This window comes from Stenotrophomonas sp. Br8 (assembly GCF_014763005.1).
In the GTDB taxonomy this organism is placed as follows: Bacteria; Pseudomonadota; Gammaproteobacteria; order Xanthomonadales; family Xanthomonadaceae; genus Stenotrophomonas; species Stenotrophomonas lactitubi.
Genome location: NZ_JACGTN010000009.1, coordinates 167,710 through 182,330, shown reverse-complemented (window position 1 = coordinate 182,330; position 14,621 = coordinate 167,710). Strand labels below are relative to the sequence as shown.

Annotated in this window: 13 protein-coding genes and 1 riboswitch; of the genes, 6 read left to right on the top strand and 7 right to left on the bottom strand. The window is 66.7% G+C overall.

All coding sequences use genetic code 11. The features are described from left to right. The first annotated feature begins 96 nt into the window (after nucleotides 1-96). Both H3005_RS10790 and H3005_RS10785 read left to right on the top strand, forming a co-directional pair. Entirely contained in the window at nucleotides 97-1,116 is a 1,020-nt protein-coding gene (locus H3005_RS10790; protein WP_100553260.1) for a glycosyltransferase family 2 protein, read from the top strand. After that, nucleotides 1,076-1,507, top strand: coding sequence for a CBS domain-containing protein (locus tag H3005_RS10785; RefSeq protein ID WP_025877817.1), 432 nt, complete (start codon nucleotides 1,076-1,078; stop codon nucleotides 1,505-1,507). The genes H3005_RS10790 and H3005_RS10785 overlap by 41 nt, the downstream gene beginning before the upstream one ends. Before the next feature lie 493 nt (nucleotides 1,508-2,000). Here the strand turns inward: H3005_RS10785 and H3005_RS10780 are convergent, their stop codons facing one another. The 4 genes from H3005_RS10780 to H3005_RS10765 form a co-directional block, all read right to left on the bottom strand. After that, complete coding sequence (locus tag H3005_RS10780) at nucleotides 2,001-3,974, bottom strand: AsmA family protein (protein ID WP_191078155.1); 1,974 nt, start codon at nucleotides 3,972-3,974, stop codon at nucleotides 2,001-2,003. Nucleotides 3,975-4,086: 112 nt separating this feature from the next. Further along, nucleotides 4,087-4,725 (bottom strand): hemolysin III family protein, encoded by a 639-nt coding sequence (locus tag H3005_RS10775; protein ID WP_100553258.1) that lies wholly within the window; start codon nucleotides 4,723-4,725, stop codon nucleotides 4,087-4,089. A 96-nt stretch (nucleotides 4,726-4,821) separates the two neighbouring features. Then, nucleotides 4,822-6,426, bottom strand: a complete 1,605-nt coding sequence (locus tag H3005_RS10770) for a peptide chain release factor 3 (protein WP_191078154.1) — start codon at nucleotides 6,424-6,426, stop codon at nucleotides 4,822-4,824. 74 nt (nucleotides 6,427-6,500) lie between these two features. Next, nucleotides 6,501-7,385, bottom strand: coding sequence for a M23 family metallopeptidase (locus H3005_RS10765; protein ID WP_191078153.1), 885 nt, complete (start codon nucleotides 7,383-7,385; stop codon nucleotides 6,501-6,503). 138 nt (nucleotides 7,386-7,523) lie between these two features. Next, nucleotides 7,524-7,642: riboswitch (SAM riboswitch) on the top strand. Nucleotides 7,643-7,718: 76 nt separating this feature from the next. Between H3005_RS10765 and H3005_RS10760 the strand changes: the two genes are divergently transcribed. Genes H3005_RS10760 through H3005_RS10750 form a run of 3 tightly spaced genes read left to right on the top strand, consistent with a single transcriptional unit; the run spans nucleotide 7,719 to nucleotide 11,046 of the window. Then, nucleotides 7,719-8,750, top strand: coding sequence for a homoserine O-succinyltransferase (locus H3005_RS10760; RefSeq protein WP_100553256.1), 1,032 nt, complete (start codon nucleotides 7,719-7,721; stop codon nucleotides 8,748-8,750). Then, nucleotides 8,747-9,982, top strand: coding sequence for an O-succinylhomoserine (thiol)-lyase (locus H3005_RS10755; RefSeq protein ID WP_191078152.1), 1,236 nt, complete (start codon nucleotides 8,747-8,749; stop codon nucleotides 9,980-9,982). The genes H3005_RS10760 and H3005_RS10755 overlap by 4 nt, the downstream gene beginning before the upstream one ends. Further along, nucleotides 9,979-11,046 (top strand): homoserine dehydrogenase, encoded by a 1,068-nt coding sequence (locus tag H3005_RS10750; protein WP_191078151.1) that lies wholly within the window; start codon nucleotides 9,979-9,981, stop codon nucleotides 11,044-11,046. The genes H3005_RS10755 and H3005_RS10750 overlap by 4 nt, the downstream gene beginning before the upstream one ends. Before the next feature lie 81 nt (nucleotides 11,047-11,127). Here the strand turns inward: H3005_RS10750 and H3005_RS10745 are convergent, their stop codons facing one another. Together H3005_RS10745 and H3005_RS10740 are read right to left on the bottom strand one after the other, a co-directional pair. Beyond that, the gene (locus H3005_RS10745) at nucleotides 11,128-12,123 is read right to left on the bottom strand and encodes an alpha/beta hydrolase (RefSeq protein WP_191078150.1); all 996 of its coding nucleotides are present in this window, start codon (nucleotides 12,121-12,123) and stop codon (nucleotides 11,128-11,130) included. Between the two features lie 122 nt (nucleotides 12,124-12,245). Then, a complete protein-coding gene (locus H3005_RS10740; protein WP_089236487.1) occupies nucleotides 12,246-13,628 on the bottom strand; it encodes an L-serine ammonia-lyase in 1,383 nt (460 codons plus the stop codon). 101 nt (nucleotides 13,629-13,729) lie between these two features. On the opposite strand from H3005_RS10740, the gene H3005_RS10735 reads away from it, so the two are divergent. Then, nucleotides 13,730-13,960, top strand: coding sequence for a glutaredoxin family protein (locus H3005_RS10735; protein ID WP_191078149.1), 231 nt, complete (start codon nucleotides 13,730-13,732; stop codon nucleotides 13,958-13,960). A gap of 88 nt (nucleotides 13,961-14,048) precedes the next feature. On the opposite strand, the gene H3005_RS10730 is transcribed toward H3005_RS10735, so the two are convergent. Further along, nucleotides 14,049-14,621, bottom strand: coding sequence for a YceI family protein (locus tag H3005_RS10730; protein WP_100553250.1), 573 nt, complete (start codon nucleotides 14,619-14,621; stop codon nucleotides 14,049-14,051).

The window sequence follows — 14,621 nt, the reverse complement described above, 5'->3', positions numbered from 1 at the left end:
CGGCGTCCGTGCTGCCTTTGCTTCTGGTGCCGGAAGCGGGTGGCGTGAACGGTGGACGGGCGGGCTGCACGCCCGTCAACCACGTACAATCCGGCGATGACTCGTGAGCGTCTTACCTTCGTCATCGCCGCGCACAATGAAGAGCTGGTTCTACCCCAGCTGCATCCGCGATTGTGCGCGGTACTGGACGGCTTGGCCGGAATCGATGGACACATCCTGTACGTGGATGACGGCAGCAGTGACACGACCTGGTCGTTGATCGCATCGCTGGCCCAGGCCGACCCGCGGGTATCGGCGCTGAAGCTGTCGCGCAACTTCGGCAAGGAGGCGGCGCTGACCGCCGGCCTGGACCATGTGCGCGAAGGCGCGGCGATGATCCTCGACGCCGATGGCCAGGACCCGCCGGAACTTGTGCCGCACTTTGTCGAGCGCTGGCGCGAAGGCTACGACAACGTCTATGGCACCCGTCTGGTGCGTGACGGTGAGAGCTGGAGCAAGCGTGCTGCCGCATCGGTGTTCTACCGGGTGATCGGCCGCCTCTCGCGCACGCCCATCCCTGCCGATACCGGCGATTTCCGTTTGCTGTCGCCGCGCGCGCTGAGCGCACTGCGCGAGATGCGCGAACGTCACCGGTTCATGAAGGGGCTCTTCAGCTGGGTCGGCTTCCGCCGCGTGGCGGTGCCGTATCACCGGCATGCCCGTTTGGCCGGCAGCAGCAAGTTCAGCCTGTGGCGGCTGTGGAACTTCGCGCTGGAAGGCATCACCGGCTTCTCGACGGTCCCGCTGCGGGCGGCCACCTACATGGGGCTGGCCACCGCGGGCGTAGCCTTCGTGTTTGCCATCTGGGTGATCGCCAAGGCCGCGATGTATGGCGACCGGGTGGCCGGCTGGCCGACGATGATGGCGGTGATCCTGTTCCTGGGGGGCGTGCAGTTGATCGCGCTGGGGCTTATCGGCGAGTACCTGGGACGCCTGTACGAGGAGTCCAAGCAGCGGCCGTTGTACCTGGTTGACGCATGGTTGGCCCCTTCCGTGGCAGACTCGGAGCTGCAACCCACCCTGGGAGGGCAGGCAGATGACGTCGGTACGGCAACTGTTGGACGGCAAGTCCCCTGAAGTGCATGCGGTCGCGCCTGGTGCGGCGGTGATCGATGCGATCCGGCTGATGGCGCAGAAGGGCATCGGTGCGGTGCTGGTGATGGACGGACCGCGACTGGTCGGGATCCTGTCCGAGCGTGATTACGCACGCAAGATCGTGCTCCACGATCGTTCGTCGCGCGATACGGCGGTGTCGGAGATCATGACCGCGAAAGTAGTGACAGTGAGTCCCGGTGAGCAGGTGGAACACTGCCTGCAACTGGTGACCGATTACCGCATCCGCCATCTGCCGGTGGTCGAGGGCGGGCAGGTACTTGGGGTGATTTCCATCGGTGACCTGGTGAAGTCGGTGATCGATGCGCAGCGGCGCGAGCTGGATCAGCTGCAGCAGTACATCGTGGCGGGGTAAGTTTGTCGCTGGCGGGCCTGCGGCCCGCCGGCCCGCTTTTTCAAGCAACTGCCAAAGCCAAAGCCAAAGCAGCGCCTTCCTGTTACGCAGGGGAGGCGTCGGGTGCGGCTGGGCAGGACACGCCGTAAACCCATCCATGGGGGCTCGGTCGGCGCATCCATGCGCCTCACGGTCCTGCCCAGCCGCACCCGACGCCTCTGGACACGTTCCTGCGAGCGCGGCTGGCTTCACCCCCCGACTATCTGCCGTTGGTAGATGCCAACCTTGGTTGGAACTGCTTTTGATTTTGCTCTGTGCTTCTTCTTTTGATCTTGAATTCCTGCTCTCGTTCCGCGCGCGCAGGAAACTGTCGGGAGGGGTACGGGTGGCCCAGGCAGGACCGTTGGCGCCATGGATGGCGCCATCGAGCCCCCAGGGATGGGTTCACGGCGTGTCCTGCCTGGGCCACCCGTCACCCTCAAGCCAAGATCAACAAACGCGCCGAACGACCGCTCTATTTCGCGTAGTGCCCACCGCAGTCGGCATCCTTGCCCGGGCCCAGTTCGATGGTGGCCAGCAGTGCCGCCGGCGGCGCGATGCTGCCCAGCGTCAGCGCCACCGCACCACGGATACCCAGCGCCTTGAAGTCCGGACGGAACGACGGGTCCTTGAAGGTGCCACCGATGCGCAGCGGCGAGCGCAGTACCAGGATGCTCCTGTCCTTCGGTCGTGGCTTCAGCAGCAGGTCCAGTGTTTCATCGCGCAGGCTGACATCGCCCTCGCCGAGGATGATCGTATCGGTGGTGTCCACTGCCATCGACCGGGTATGCATCAGGCCCTCGCGCACGCCGAAATCGGCGAAGGCGCAGCGCAGCGGAATTTGTTTGTCGCCGGTGAACAGGAATTTCAGCGACTCGGTGATGTCCAGTCCCGCCACTTCCATCAGCAGGTTGCCGACATGGCCGCGGCCCATGCCCAACGCCACGTTGCCGCTGCTGCTGCCGAGCATCGCCGCGATCGAGTTGCCGTTGCCGCTCAGATCAATGTCGCCGCTGATACCACCCTTGGCCTGCTCGGCCAGCTTGGCATCGGGGAACAACTGGCCTAGCTGCACGCCGCGCACGCTGGCCTTGAGCGAAGTGGCGATCTGCGGGCGTCGTGCGTCCATGCGGATCGTGCTGCGGATGTCGCCGCCGGCAACGCCGAAGTTCAGCGGATCCAGCCGCAGCACACCATCATCCAGCAGCAGATGCGCATCCATGTCGTCCAGCGGCAGCTTCGGCGCATTGATGCGTTGGGCCTTCCAGCGCACATCCGCATCCATCGCACGCAGCTTGCCCAGGTTGTACGGGGTGGCCGGCAGCACCTTTGCGCTGGCGGCCACGCGCGCAGCCTCGGCTCTCTGTTCTGCATTGGCGGTCTCGCCGCCACCGGTCTTCGGCGGTGCACCGACGAAGCCGGCAAGGTCATCGAAATCCAGACGACGCGACACCAGGTTCGCGGTCATCCGTGGGCGTTCCCGGGAGACGTCGAACTGCACATCGCCGCCCAGATCGCTGTCGCCGACTTTGCCGGTGAAGCGCTCGTAACGCCACACCTGGTGATCACGCTTCAGGCGACCGTCCAGGGCATACGGCGGGGAGGGCGGAATGGCGATGCCCAGCAATGGATAGAGGTCGGCCAGGTCGTTGCCGCTCAGCGCGAACTGCAGGTCGAACACCTGCAGCTGGAACGGGTTGGTCAAGGTGCCGGTGGCAACGGCATGGGTCGCGCCAGCGCGGCCATCAAGGTGGATGCGGAAGGGATGGCCGCTGTTGGTCAGTTCAAGCGGCGATTCGGTGCCACCACTCAGGATGAAGGGATTGCCCCGCCAGCGGCCTTTGCCGGCCACCAGCAACGGTGGTGCGGCGTCGGCCCGTTTCGGTTCGCCGCTGCGCACATTAACCAGGATATCGGTGCGACCGAGAGCGTCGAGGAACTGCAGGCGGCCATCATCGATGCGCAGGCCCTTGAGCTGCGGCGTGGTGCCGCCCTTGCTGTCGCCGAGGAAATTCCAGTTGCCCGGATCACCTTTGCGCGGCGCCGTCTCCAGCAGTACGTCAGGGCGGGTCAGGCGCACTTCGGGAAGCTGCACGTTGCCGCGCAGCAGTGGCCACACGCGCACGTCGATCTCGACCCGGTCGGCGCTGGCCATGTTCGGCTGTTTCGCCCACGTCGCATTGGCGAAGGTGAGGGTATCAGCGCGCACGGTGGTGGTGCGGCCGAGGTCGACATCCAGGTTGCCGATGTGCAGGGCGCGCCCGGTACGGGCCTGCACCGCACGTTCCACCGGGCCCTTGAACCAGTTCCAGTCCCACAGGGCAATGAGGATCAGGATCGCCGCGAACAGGAACACCAGCACGGCCAGCCAGCGCTGCCCGCGTGGACCGGGGCGACGCAGGCGCCAGCGCGACGCCTTGGGAGCAGCAGGAGCAGAGGCAGCATTCACGTTGCCATGGTTGCCCCGTCGCGGTGGACGGGGCGAGAAGCGTTCATGTGCATGGCGTGCACAGTGGACGCCTGCTTGCCGGGCAGGGCCCGGCGCTACCGCAGATCAGCGGTCACAGCACCTGTCGGGTCACTGCGACGAAGTGACAGACGCTGCCGCCAATCACGAACAGATGCCAGATCGCATGCGAATAGGGGATGGATTCGCGGTGGTAGAAGTAGGTGCCCAGCGTATAGGACAGGCCGCCGCCGAACAGCCAGGCCAGGGTGCCGCCATCGATCGAGGCCCACATCGGCTTGATCGCCACCACCACCAGCCAGCCCATGGCGATGTAGATCACCGTGGACAGCACCTTGAAGCGGCCAGTGTAGAACAGCTTGAACACCACGCCGCCGAGCGCCAGCGCCCAGATCGCGGTGAACATGCCCCAGCCCCAAGGGCCGCGCAGGCCGATCAGGGTGAACGGGGTATAGGTGCCGGCGATCAGCACATAGATCGCGCAGTGGTCGAACACCTTCAGGCGGCCCTTGGCCTGCGGGTGCTGAATGGCGTGGTACAGCGTGGAGGCGGTGTACAGCAGCAGCAGGGCGATGCCGAACACGATCGCGCTGGCCAGCTGCCAGCCATCGCCGTAGATCGCGGCCAGGGTGATCAGTACCGCGCTGGCGGCCAGGGCAAGCACCGCACCCAGCCCGTGGGTCAGGGCGCTGGCGATTTCTTCACGGATCGAAACAACGGAAGTCGTGGACATGGCATGGGCATCGTCTGCAGGGAGGGGGACCCGCACCCCCCTATCATCGCCGCGATGGCGGGCGCGTGCACCCCCGCCACCGTATGGTCGCTGCGATCAGTTGCCGGTGACTGTATGCGCGGCTTCCCGGGTTGCCGAGAAACGCACATCCGGCGCGCGTTCCTGCGCCAGCTGCAGGTTGACCCGGGTCGGTGCCAGGTAGACCAGGTGGCCGGCGGCGTCGAGGGCCAGGTTCAGCGCGTTCTTCTCGCGGAACTCCTCCAGCTTCTTCTCGTTGCTGCAGTGGACCCAGCGTGCGGTGGTGACACTGACCGGTTCGAAGGTCGCTTCCACGCCGTACTCGTCCTTCAGGCGGTAGGCAGCCACGTCGAACTGCAGCACGCCCACCGCGCCCAGGATCAGGTCGTTGCTGGTCAACGGACGGAAGAACTGGGTCGCACCTTCCTCGGACAACTGTGCCAGGCCCTTCTGCAGCTGCTTGAGCTTGAGCGGATCGCGCAGACGGGCGCGACGGAACAGTTCCGGGGCGAAGTTGGGGATGCCGGTGAAGGTGATCGCTTCGCCTTCGGTGAAGGTGTCACCGATGGAAATGGTGCCGTGGTTGTGGATGCCGATGACATCGCCCGGCCACGCCTCGGCAGCGATTTCACGGTCGCTGGCCATGAAGGTCAGCGCATTGGCCAGCTTCATGTCCTTGCCGGTGCGCACGTGCAGTGTTTTCATGCCGGCAGTGAACCGTCCCGAGCAGACGCGCATGAACGCCACGCGGTCACGGTGCTGTGGATCCATGTTGGCCTGGATCTTGAACACGAAGCCGGTCAGCTTCGGCTCCTGCGGGGCGACCTCGCGGCCGGTGGTGGAGCGTGCCTGCGGCGACGGCGCGTGCTCGACGAAGAAGTCCAGCAGCGGCTGCACGCCGAAGTTGTTCACGCCCGAACCGAAGAACACCGGGGTCTGCTTGCCGGCCCGGTAGGCCTGCAGGTCGAACGGGTGGCTGGCGCCCTGCACCAGTTCCAGTTCGTCGCGCAGATCGGCCAGCATGCGCTCGCCGATCTTCTCGGCCAACCCGGGCGAATCGATCGACGGGAAGATGGTCGAATCCTGACGGGTAAAGTTGCGACCCTGTTCGTACAGGTGCACTTCGCCGGTGATCAGGTGGACCACGCCCTTCAGGCGCTGGCCCATGCCGATCGGCCAGGTGACCGGTGCGCACTGGATGCCGAGCACGCTTTCAACTTCATCCAGCAGGTCGATCGGTTCCTTGCCCTCGCGATCGAGCTTGTTGATGAAGGTCATGATCGGGGTGTCGCGCAGGCGGCACACTTCCATCAGCTTGATGGTGCGCTCTTCCACGCCCTTGGCCACGTCGATCACCATCAGCGCCGAGTCCACCGCGGTCAGCACGCGGTAGGTGTCCTCGCCGAAGTCGGCGTGGCCCGGGGTGTCGAGCAGGTTGATGATCTTGCCTTCGTACGGGAACTGCATCACCGAGGAGGTGACGGAGATGCCGCGCTCCTTTTCCAGCGCCATCCAGTCCGAGGTGGCGTGGCGGGCAGCCTTGCGGCCCTTCACCGAGCCGGCCATCTGGATCGCGCCGCCGAACAGCAGCAGCTTTTCGGTCAGCGTGGTCTTGCCGGCGTCAGGGTGGGAAATGATGGCGAACGTGCGGCGACGCGACGCTTCGGTGGCGACTTCGGACATGGCAGTGGCGCCCGCACGGGGCGCTTTTCAAAGAGATAAGCGCCCGATTATACCGGCCTGCCGGCGTCGGCGGGTCAGCGCCCGGCGCTGGCGTCGCCGCTGCCCTCGCGGGCGAAGTGCAATTCGCCCTGCGGGGCGAGGATGCGCACCGGCACCGAGCGCAGGCCCATGCCCCGGTTGAGCTGCACCACGAAGTGCAGGTGCGGTGCGGTGCTGTAGCCACTGTTGCCGGACAGGCCGATCGGCTGGCCAGCCTGCACGGCCTGGCCTGGCCGGACCCGCATGCCGCCGGCCTGCAGGTGGGCGTACATCGCCATGCTGCCGTCGCTGTGCAGGATGCGAACGAAGTTGGCGCGTCCGGCATCGCGTTCACGATCCAGGCCATTGCCGCGGAAACCGTCCTGTACCTGCATCACCGTGCCCTCGCGGGCGGCCAGGACCTGCGTTGCTTCGGGCAGGGCAAAGTCGATGGCGTCGCGGTTCTCCTCGTCATCGTGGCTGAACCGGCCCTGCGGGGCCTGGTCCACACGCAGCTGGACGGCCTCGAACGGCAGGCGATAGGCGACGTCTTCGGCGCGCGCGGCCGGATTGCCCGGCACCGACTGCAGGCGAAGGTCCAGTGCCTTGCCGCTGGAAGGGGAGGCAAGGTGGCCCACCACCAGACTGCCGGTGGCCTGCACCAGCGACTGCAACGGCAGGCCCTCCACCTGCGTGCCGGGGGCCGCGCGCAGCTCGATCTGCACCGGGCCGGACAGCGGATTGTCGATTCGTGCCTGCCACTGGTCGCCGATCGGCTGCAGCCGCAGGTGCGCCATCGACGACGCTTGCGGCGCAGCCTCGGCACTGGGCGCGGCTGCAGTCTTCGGCACCATTCCCCAGCCCTGGCGCCAGTCGGCGGCGTTCGCGGAGGCGCTCGCCAACAGGGGCAGCAGCAGGCAGGACAGGGGCAAACGGCGCATCGATGGCTCCAGCGACATGGACCGCCGGGACTCTACGCAAGCTGTTGGGAAGGGGGAAGGGCGGCGGGCGCTCCGCTTATTCATCTCTTTATCCGCATGAAGGGATTGACATGCCCGGAAAGGACTGGCATCGTGGCTCCACCATCGAGACCGGCAGAGGGACAGGCCCTTTGAAGCCGGGGCAGCCCGCAGACGCGAAAGCGCCTGCGTAGGTGCCAAATCCTGCGGGGACCGTGGCGTCCACCGAAAGATGGTTCGAACCTGCACACAACGTGCATTTCGAACGCGAGCCCCGCGAAGGCTCGATGGCCGATTTCCCTACCGGAACCCGCCATGAGCTTCGCCACCAGCACCGTGCTTCGCCCCGAACCCTTTGTCCCCGTCAGCGTGCCGGTCGATGACCGCGTGCACGCCGAGCGCGGCGAGTTCGCCGCCGTGCTGTCGATGCGCCATGCCGGCCCTTGCCCGGTGCGCCTGCGCTACGAGTGGGTCGGTCCGGTCAACGCACCGGTGGTGGTGCTGGCCGGCGGCATCTCCGCGCACCGCCATGTGGCCTCCAATGCGCAGTTCCCCGAGAAGGGCTGGGCCGAAGGCCTGGTCGGCAGTGGTCGCGCACTGGATCCGCAGCAGCTGCGCGTGCTCGCGTTCGATTTCATCGGCGCCGACGGTGCGTTGGATGTGCCGATCGATACCGCCGACCAGGCCGATGCGCTGGCATTGCTGCTGGACCACCTCGGCATCCGCGCGCTGAAGGCGTTCGTCGGCTATTCGTATGGTGCACTGGTCGGCCAGCAGTTCGCGATCCGCCACCGTGCACGGGTCCGCCAGCTGGTGCTGGTCAGCGGCGCACATCGCCCGCATCCGTATGCCGCTGCCTGGCGTGCGCTGCAGCGCCGTGCTGTGGCGCTGGGCCAGCTGCAGTGTGGCGAAGACCACGGCCTGGCGCTGGCTCGTCAGTTCGCGATGCTCAGCTATCGCACGCCGGAAGAATTCGGCGAGCGCTTCGACGCAGCACCGGAAGTGGTCAATGGCCGCGTCCGGGTCGCCGCCGAAGATTACCTCGACGCCGCTGGCGCGCAGTACGTGGCGCGCACGCCGGTCAATGCCTACCTGCGTCTGTCCGAGTCGATCGACCTGCACCGCGTGGACCCGAGCGCGATCCTGCCGCCGACCGTGGTGGTTGCCGTTGAAGGCGACCGCCTGGTACCGCTTGCCGACCTGGTCGGCCTGGTCGAGGGACTGGGCCCGCGTGGCAGCCTGCGCGTGCTGCGCTCGCCCTACGGCCACGACGCCTTCCTGAAAGAAACCGATCGCATCGACGCGATCCTCGCCACCGCCTTCCGCACTTCTGGAGAGTCCGCATGAGCCTGCACGCCGCTGAACCGTCCTGTTGTCGCACCACCGCCGCCGTCCGCGCCGGCATCGATCGGGACACCGCCCATGGCGCGGTCACGCCGCCGATCGTGCTGTCGTCGAACTTCAGCTTTGACGGCTTCGGCAACAAGCGCCAGTACGACTACACCCGCAGTGGCAATCCCACGCGCGACCTGCTGGGCGAAGCGCTGGCCGAACTGGAAGGCGGCGCCGGCGGCGTGGTGACTGCCACCGGCATGGGTGCGATCAACCTGGTGCTGAACGCACTGCTGCAGCCCGGCGACACCCTGGTGGTGCCGCATGACGCGTACGGCGGCAGTTGGCGTCTGTTCAACGCGCTGGCGAAGAAGGGCCATTTCGAACTGGTTACCGCCGACCTGACCGACCCGCGCGCGCTGGCCCAGGCGCTGGCCACGCAGCCGAAGCTGGTGCTGGTGGAAACGCCGTCCAACCCGCTGCTGCGCATCACCGACCTGCGCTTCGTGATCGATGCCGCGCACAAAGCCGGTGCGCTGGTGGTGGTCGACAACACATTCCTGTCGCCGGCATTGCAGCAGCCCCTGTCGTTCGGTGCGGACGTGGTGCTGCACTCCACCACCAAGTACATCAACGGCCACAGCGACGTGGTCGGTGGTGCGGTGATTGCCCGCGATCCCGCCGTGCACGAACAGCTGGTGTGGTGGGGCAATGCACTGGGCCTTACCGGTTCACCGTTCGATGCGTTCCTGACCCTGCGCGGCCTGCGTACGCTGGACGCGCGCCTGCGCGCGCACCAGGAAAACACCGCCGCGATCGTGGCACTGCTCGATGCGCATCCGGCGGTGGCCAAGGTCTACTACCCGGGCCTGGCCGATCATCCGGGCCACGCCGTTGCCGCCCGCCAGCAGAGTGGTTTCGGCGCGATGCTGTCCTTCGAACTGGCCAGCTGTGCCGGCGATGATCCGCATGCTGCTGTGCGTGCGTTTGTCGATGGCCTGCGTTACTTCACGCTGGCCGAGTCGCTTGGGGGCGTGGAGAGCCTGATCGCGCACCCGGCAACCATGACCCACGCGGCGATGACGGCCGAAGCGCGCACTGCTGCGGGCATCAGCGAAGGCCTGCTGCGGTTGTCGGTCGGCATCGAAGGCGAGCGTGACCTGCTGGCGGATCTGGGCGCTGCACTGGCGCGCGCCGGGGCGGTGATAGATGCGGTGGCGCGTGGCAAACAGGTGGCAGACGCATGAGCGCTTTGCCTGTCGAAATTCCGCTGCTGGGTACCGGCCGCTTGGCGCTGCTCGGAACCGGCACCGTCGGTTCGGCCTTCGTACAGCGCTACCAGGCGCTGCAGGCACGTGGGCTGGAGTTGCCCAGCGTGCAGTGGCTGGCCAATTCGCGCACGGCGCTGGCGATCGACCGTGATCTGGCGTTGCCGCTGGAACTGGCACGCCGTGCGCCGCGCGATGGGCAGAGTTCGCCACCGTGGGCCAGCGCCGAAGGGCTGGAGCGTGGTGACGTGGTGGTCGATGCCACCGCCAGCGAAGACGTAGCGGCGCGCCATGTGCAGTGGTTGGCGCGCGGCGTGCACGTGGTGACCGCCAACAAGCTCGGCCGTGGCGCGCACCTGTCGCGCGCGCAGGCCATCGCCGACCGTTGCGCCGACAGCGGTGCGCGCTATGGCGACAGTGCCACCGTCGGCGCCGGCCTGCCGTTGCTCAGCAGCCTGCGCGCGCTGGTTGCCGGTGGTGACCACATTCATGCCATCGAGGGCGTGCTCTCTGGCTCGCTGGCATGGCTGTTCAATCGGTATGACGGCCAGTCACCGTTCTCGGCAGCGGTGCGTGAAGCGCTGGCGGCCGGCTACACCGAGCCGGACCCGCGACTGGATCTCTCCGGCGAGGATGTGCGCCGCAAGTTGTTGATCCTCGCGCGCAGCAGCGGATTGGCGCTGGACGCTTCGCAGGTGCAGGTCGATTCACTGGTGCCGGATACGCTCGCGGCGTTGCCGCTGGAAGATGCAGTGAACGCGCTGGAGCAGCTGGATGCACCGCTGCAGGCGCGTTGGCAGCAGGCGCGCGCGAACGGTCGGGTGCTGCGTTTTGTCGGGCGTGTGGATGGTGAGGGTGCGCAGGTAGGCCTGCGTGAGCTGGCGGCCGACCATCCGCTGGCACAGGGCGCGGGCACCGACAACCGCGTGGCCATCCACAGCGATCGCTACCGCGCGCAGCCGCTGTTGATCCAGGGGCCGGGCGCAGGTGCGGAAGTCACCGCAGCGGCGCTGCTGGATGACGTGCTGCGGATCGTGGGTTGACCCCAGCCGCCGCTGCGCTCGCCCCGGCGCTACCCATACCGATCCTGGTAGCGCCGGGCCATGCCCGGCGGTCATGGAACGTCAACGCGCTTTGAGTGCCTTCAACAACGCCGCATTGAACTGCTTCGGATCCTGCACCTGCGGCGAATGGCCCAGCGCCGCGAACTCGACCAGCGTCGAGCCTGCAATCGCTGCGGCGGCCGCCTTGCCCAGTACCGGGTAATTGCCCAGCGCTGCCTTCAGTTCGGGCGATGCCTGGTCACGACCGATCGCTGTGCGGTCCTTCTGGCCGATGAACAACGTGGTCGGTACCTGCAGATTCTTCAGTTCATGGACGACGGGTTGGTTGAACACCATGTCCGAGGTCAACGCCTGGCTCCAGGCGACCTGCTGCTTGCCCGGGCCCTCGTACATGCCCGACTGCATGCGCGCCCACGGTTCGTACGCCGGCTTCCACTTGCCGTCGTAGTACACGTCCAGCTGGTAGCGGCGGATGCTGTCATAGCTGATGTTCATTTCGCCGGCGTACCACGCGTCCACGCTGCGCCAAGGCACGCCCAGCGCCTTCCAGTCTTCCAGCCCGATCGGATTGACCAGCGACAGACTGCGCAGCTCCTGCGGATACATCAGCGCATAGCGGATGGCCAGCATGCCGCCCATCGAATGACCGACCACATGCACCGGCACGTCACCCAACTGCAGCTGCTGCAGCAGCGCATGGGTGTTGTCGGCCAGTTGCCCGAAGGAATACTGGTAGCGCTCGGGCTTGCTCGATTTGCAGAAGCCCACCTGGTCCGGCGCGATCACCCGGTAGCCAGCAGCCACCAGCGGCTTGATCGTCTCCTTCCAGGTCGCTGCACAGAAGTTCTTGCCATGCAGCAGCACCACCACGCCGATCGGCTTCTTCTTCGGCGCCACATCCAGATAGGCCATCTCCAGCGGCTGGCGCTGCGATTCCAGCGCAAAGGTCTTCACCGGATAGCCGTAATCGAACCCCTCCAGCCGCGGCCCGTAGGCTGGCGCAGCGAGAGCGGACAACGGAACGCAGGCAAGCAGGGCAGCAGCGATCACGCGCATGGGACAGTCCTGGGCAGGAGAGCCTCGAGCCTAACCGCAAAGCGGTGACGACGCCGTCCGGTGTAGAGCCGAGCCCATGCTCGGCTGCAGTAGAGCATGGCCATGCCTGGCTGCGCCAATCATCAGCACTCGATGACGTTCACCGCCAGCCCGCCGCGGCTGGTTTCCTTGTACTTGTCCTGCATGTCGCGGCCGGTGTCGCGCATGGTCTTGATGACTTTGTCCAGCGACACCTTGTGCTTGCCGTCGCCGCGCATGGCCATGCGCGAGGCATTGATCGCCTTCACCGCACCCATCGCATTGCGCTCGATGCACGGAATCTGCACCAGACCGCCGATCGGATCGCAGGTCAGGCCGAGATTGTGCTCCATGCCGATTTCCGCCGCGTTCTCGATCTGGCTCGGGTTGCCGCCCAGTGCCGCGACCAGGCCACCGGCGGCCATCGAACAGGCCACACCGACCTCGCCCTGGCAGCCCACTTCGGCGCCGGAGATCGATGCGTTTTCCTTGTACAGGATGCCGATCGCCGCCGAGGTCAGCAGGAAGTCGAACACGCGCTGTTCGTTCGCGCCGGGGCAGAAGCGGTCGAAGTAGTGCAGCACCGCCGGCAGTACGCCCGCCGCGCCGTTGGTGGGCGCGGTGACCACACGGCCACCGGCGGCGTTCTCTTCATTCACGGCCAGCGCGTACAGGTTGACCCAGTCCAGCGTGGTCAGCGGATCACGCATCGCCGCTTCCGGCTTCGATGACAATTCGCGGTACAGCGCCGGTGCGCGGCGGCCCACTTTCAGGCCACCGGGCAGCACGCCTTCCTCACGGATGCCACGCGCCACGCAGGCCTGCATCGCGCTCCAGATCTCGCGCAGGTTGTCGCGGATCTCATCTTCCGTGCGCCAGCACTTCTCGTTCTCGAACATCAACTGGGCGATGCTCAGGCCACTGCGTGCGGTCTGCGCCAGCAGCTCGTCGCCACTCTTGAACGGGTAGGGCAACGGCGTTTCGTCGGGCACGATACGGTCATCGGCCGCGTCGTCCTGGTTGACCACGAAGCCACCGCCCACCGAGTAGTAATCGCGGGTGGCCAGCACTTCGTCATCGGCGTTGTACGCGGTGAAGCGCATGCCATTGGTGTGGTAGGGGAGCTTCTGCCGCTTGTTCAGGCCGAGGTCGCGCTTTTCGTCGAAGGCGATCTCGTGCTGGCCCATCAGCATGATGCGCTTGCTGCTGCGGATGCGCTCCAGCGTGGACGGGATGATGTCCGGGTCGATCAGGTTCGGACGCTGCCCTTCCAGGCCAAGCAGGATCGCCTTGTCGGTGCCATGGCCGCGACCGGTCAGCGCCAGCGAGCCGTACACATCGGCACGGATGCGTGCGACCTCCCCCAGCTTGCCCGGGTCGAGCAGCCAGCGATGGATGAAGCGCTCGGCGGCCCTCATCGGCCCGACGGTGTGCGAGGAGCTCGGGCCAATGCCGATCTTGAAAACGTCGAACGTGCTGACAGCCATGGTTGCCGTACTGCGGGTACCGGGAGAGACCGCTATTCTAGCGGTTCACGCCGCACTTCCATGGCTGCGGCGCAGCATTTCCGCCAAGGGAGCAAACCCCGGTGTTGACCCTGTTCCAGCGTGACGACTGCCATCTGTGTGACATGGCCCTGGCCGAACTGGCCAAGGCGCGGGCGCCCGAGTTCGAATCGGTGTTCCTCGATGACCAGCCGGCGCTGGAGGCGCGTTATGGGGCGCGGGTGCCGGTGCTGCGTGATGAGACCGGCGGGCGGGAGCTGGACTGGCCGTTCGATGCGGCTGCGGTGCAGGCCTGGTTGGCCGCGGGCAAGTAGCGCCGGGCCATGCCCGGCGAGCGCGAAGCGCGGCCATCGGGGGAAGCCGCCGGGCATGGCCCGGCGCTACCGCGGACGCCAGGGCGTCTTATTTCGCGTCGAACTTCACGATCGTGCTGATCGCCGTCTCGTCGGGGATGGTCTTGGTATCGGCCCAGTCGCCGCCGCCGACACCGAAGTCCAGGCGCTTGACCGTCGCCTTGCCGGTCAGCACCGGCTGTGCGCCGGGCTTCCAGGTGAAGGTGAAGGTGACCGGCTTGCTGACGCCGCGCAGTTCCAGCGTGCCATCGGCGGCGAACTGGTCGTTGCCGAGCGCGCGGAAACCCTTGGCGGTGTAGCGTGCGGTAGCGAACTTGCCGACGCTGAAGAAGTCCGCGCCCTGCAGGGTGGAGTCGCGGTCGCTGTTGCCGCTCTTGGCGCCGGCCAGCGGAATCACCACGTCCAGCGAACCCGCAGCCGGATTGGCCGGGTCGAAGCTGAGCTTGGTGGCGAAGCCCGGGAAGCTGCCGGTGAACACTTCACCGTCGTACTTGGTGGCAAAGGCCAGGAACGAACCGGCACCTGGCGCCTGGGCGTAATCGGCGGCGAGCACCGGTGCGGTGGCCAGCATGCCGGCGAGGGCGGCGGCCACGGCGGCCGGGGTGGTCAGTTTCAGGTTCAT

Excerpts from the sequence above, each read along its gene's own strand:
- H3005_RS10790 (WP_100553260.1), top strand. The coding sequence starts at position 97 with ATGACTCGTGAGCGTCTTACCTTCGTCATCGCCGCGCACAATGAAGAG.
- H3005_RS10755 (WP_191078152.1), top strand. The coding sequence starts at position 8,747 with ATGAGCCTGCACGCCGCTGAACCGTCCTGTTGTCGCACCACCGCCGCC.
- H3005_RS10775 (WP_100553258.1), bottom strand. The coding sequence starts at position 4,725 with ATGTCCACGACTTCCGTTGTTTCGATCCGTGAAGAAATCGCCAGCGCC.
- H3005_RS10785 (WP_025877817.1), top strand. The coding sequence starts at position 1,076 with ATGACGTCGGTACGGCAACTGTTGGACGGCAAGTCCCCTGAAGTGCAT.
- H3005_RS10770 (WP_191078154.1), bottom strand. The coding sequence starts at position 6,426 with ATGTCCGAAGTCGCCACCGAAGCGTCGCGTCGCCGCACGTTCGCCATC.
- H3005_RS10765 (WP_191078153.1), bottom strand. The coding sequence starts at position 7,385 with ATGCGCCGTTTGCCCCTGTCCTGCCTGCTGCTGCCCCTGTTGGCGAGC.
- H3005_RS10740 (WP_089236487.1), bottom strand. The coding sequence starts at position 13,628 with ATGGCTGTCAGCACGTTCGACGTTTTCAAGATCGGCATTGGCCCGAGC.
- H3005_RS10730 (WP_100553250.1), bottom strand. The coding sequence starts at position 14,621 with ATGAACCTGAAACTGACCACCCCGGCCGCCGTGGCCGCCGCCCTCGCC.
- H3005_RS10760 (WP_100553256.1), top strand. The coding sequence starts at position 7,719 with ATGAGCTTCGCCACCAGCACCGTGCTTCGCCCCGAACCCTTTGTCCCC.
- H3005_RS10750 (WP_191078151.1), top strand. The coding sequence starts at position 9,979 with ATGAGCGCTTTGCCTGTCGAAATTCCGCTGCTGGGTACCGGCCGCTTG.
- H3005_RS10745 (WP_191078150.1), bottom strand. The coding sequence starts at position 12,123 with ATGCGCGTGATCGCTGCTGCCCTGCTTGCCTGCGTTCCGTTGTCCGCT.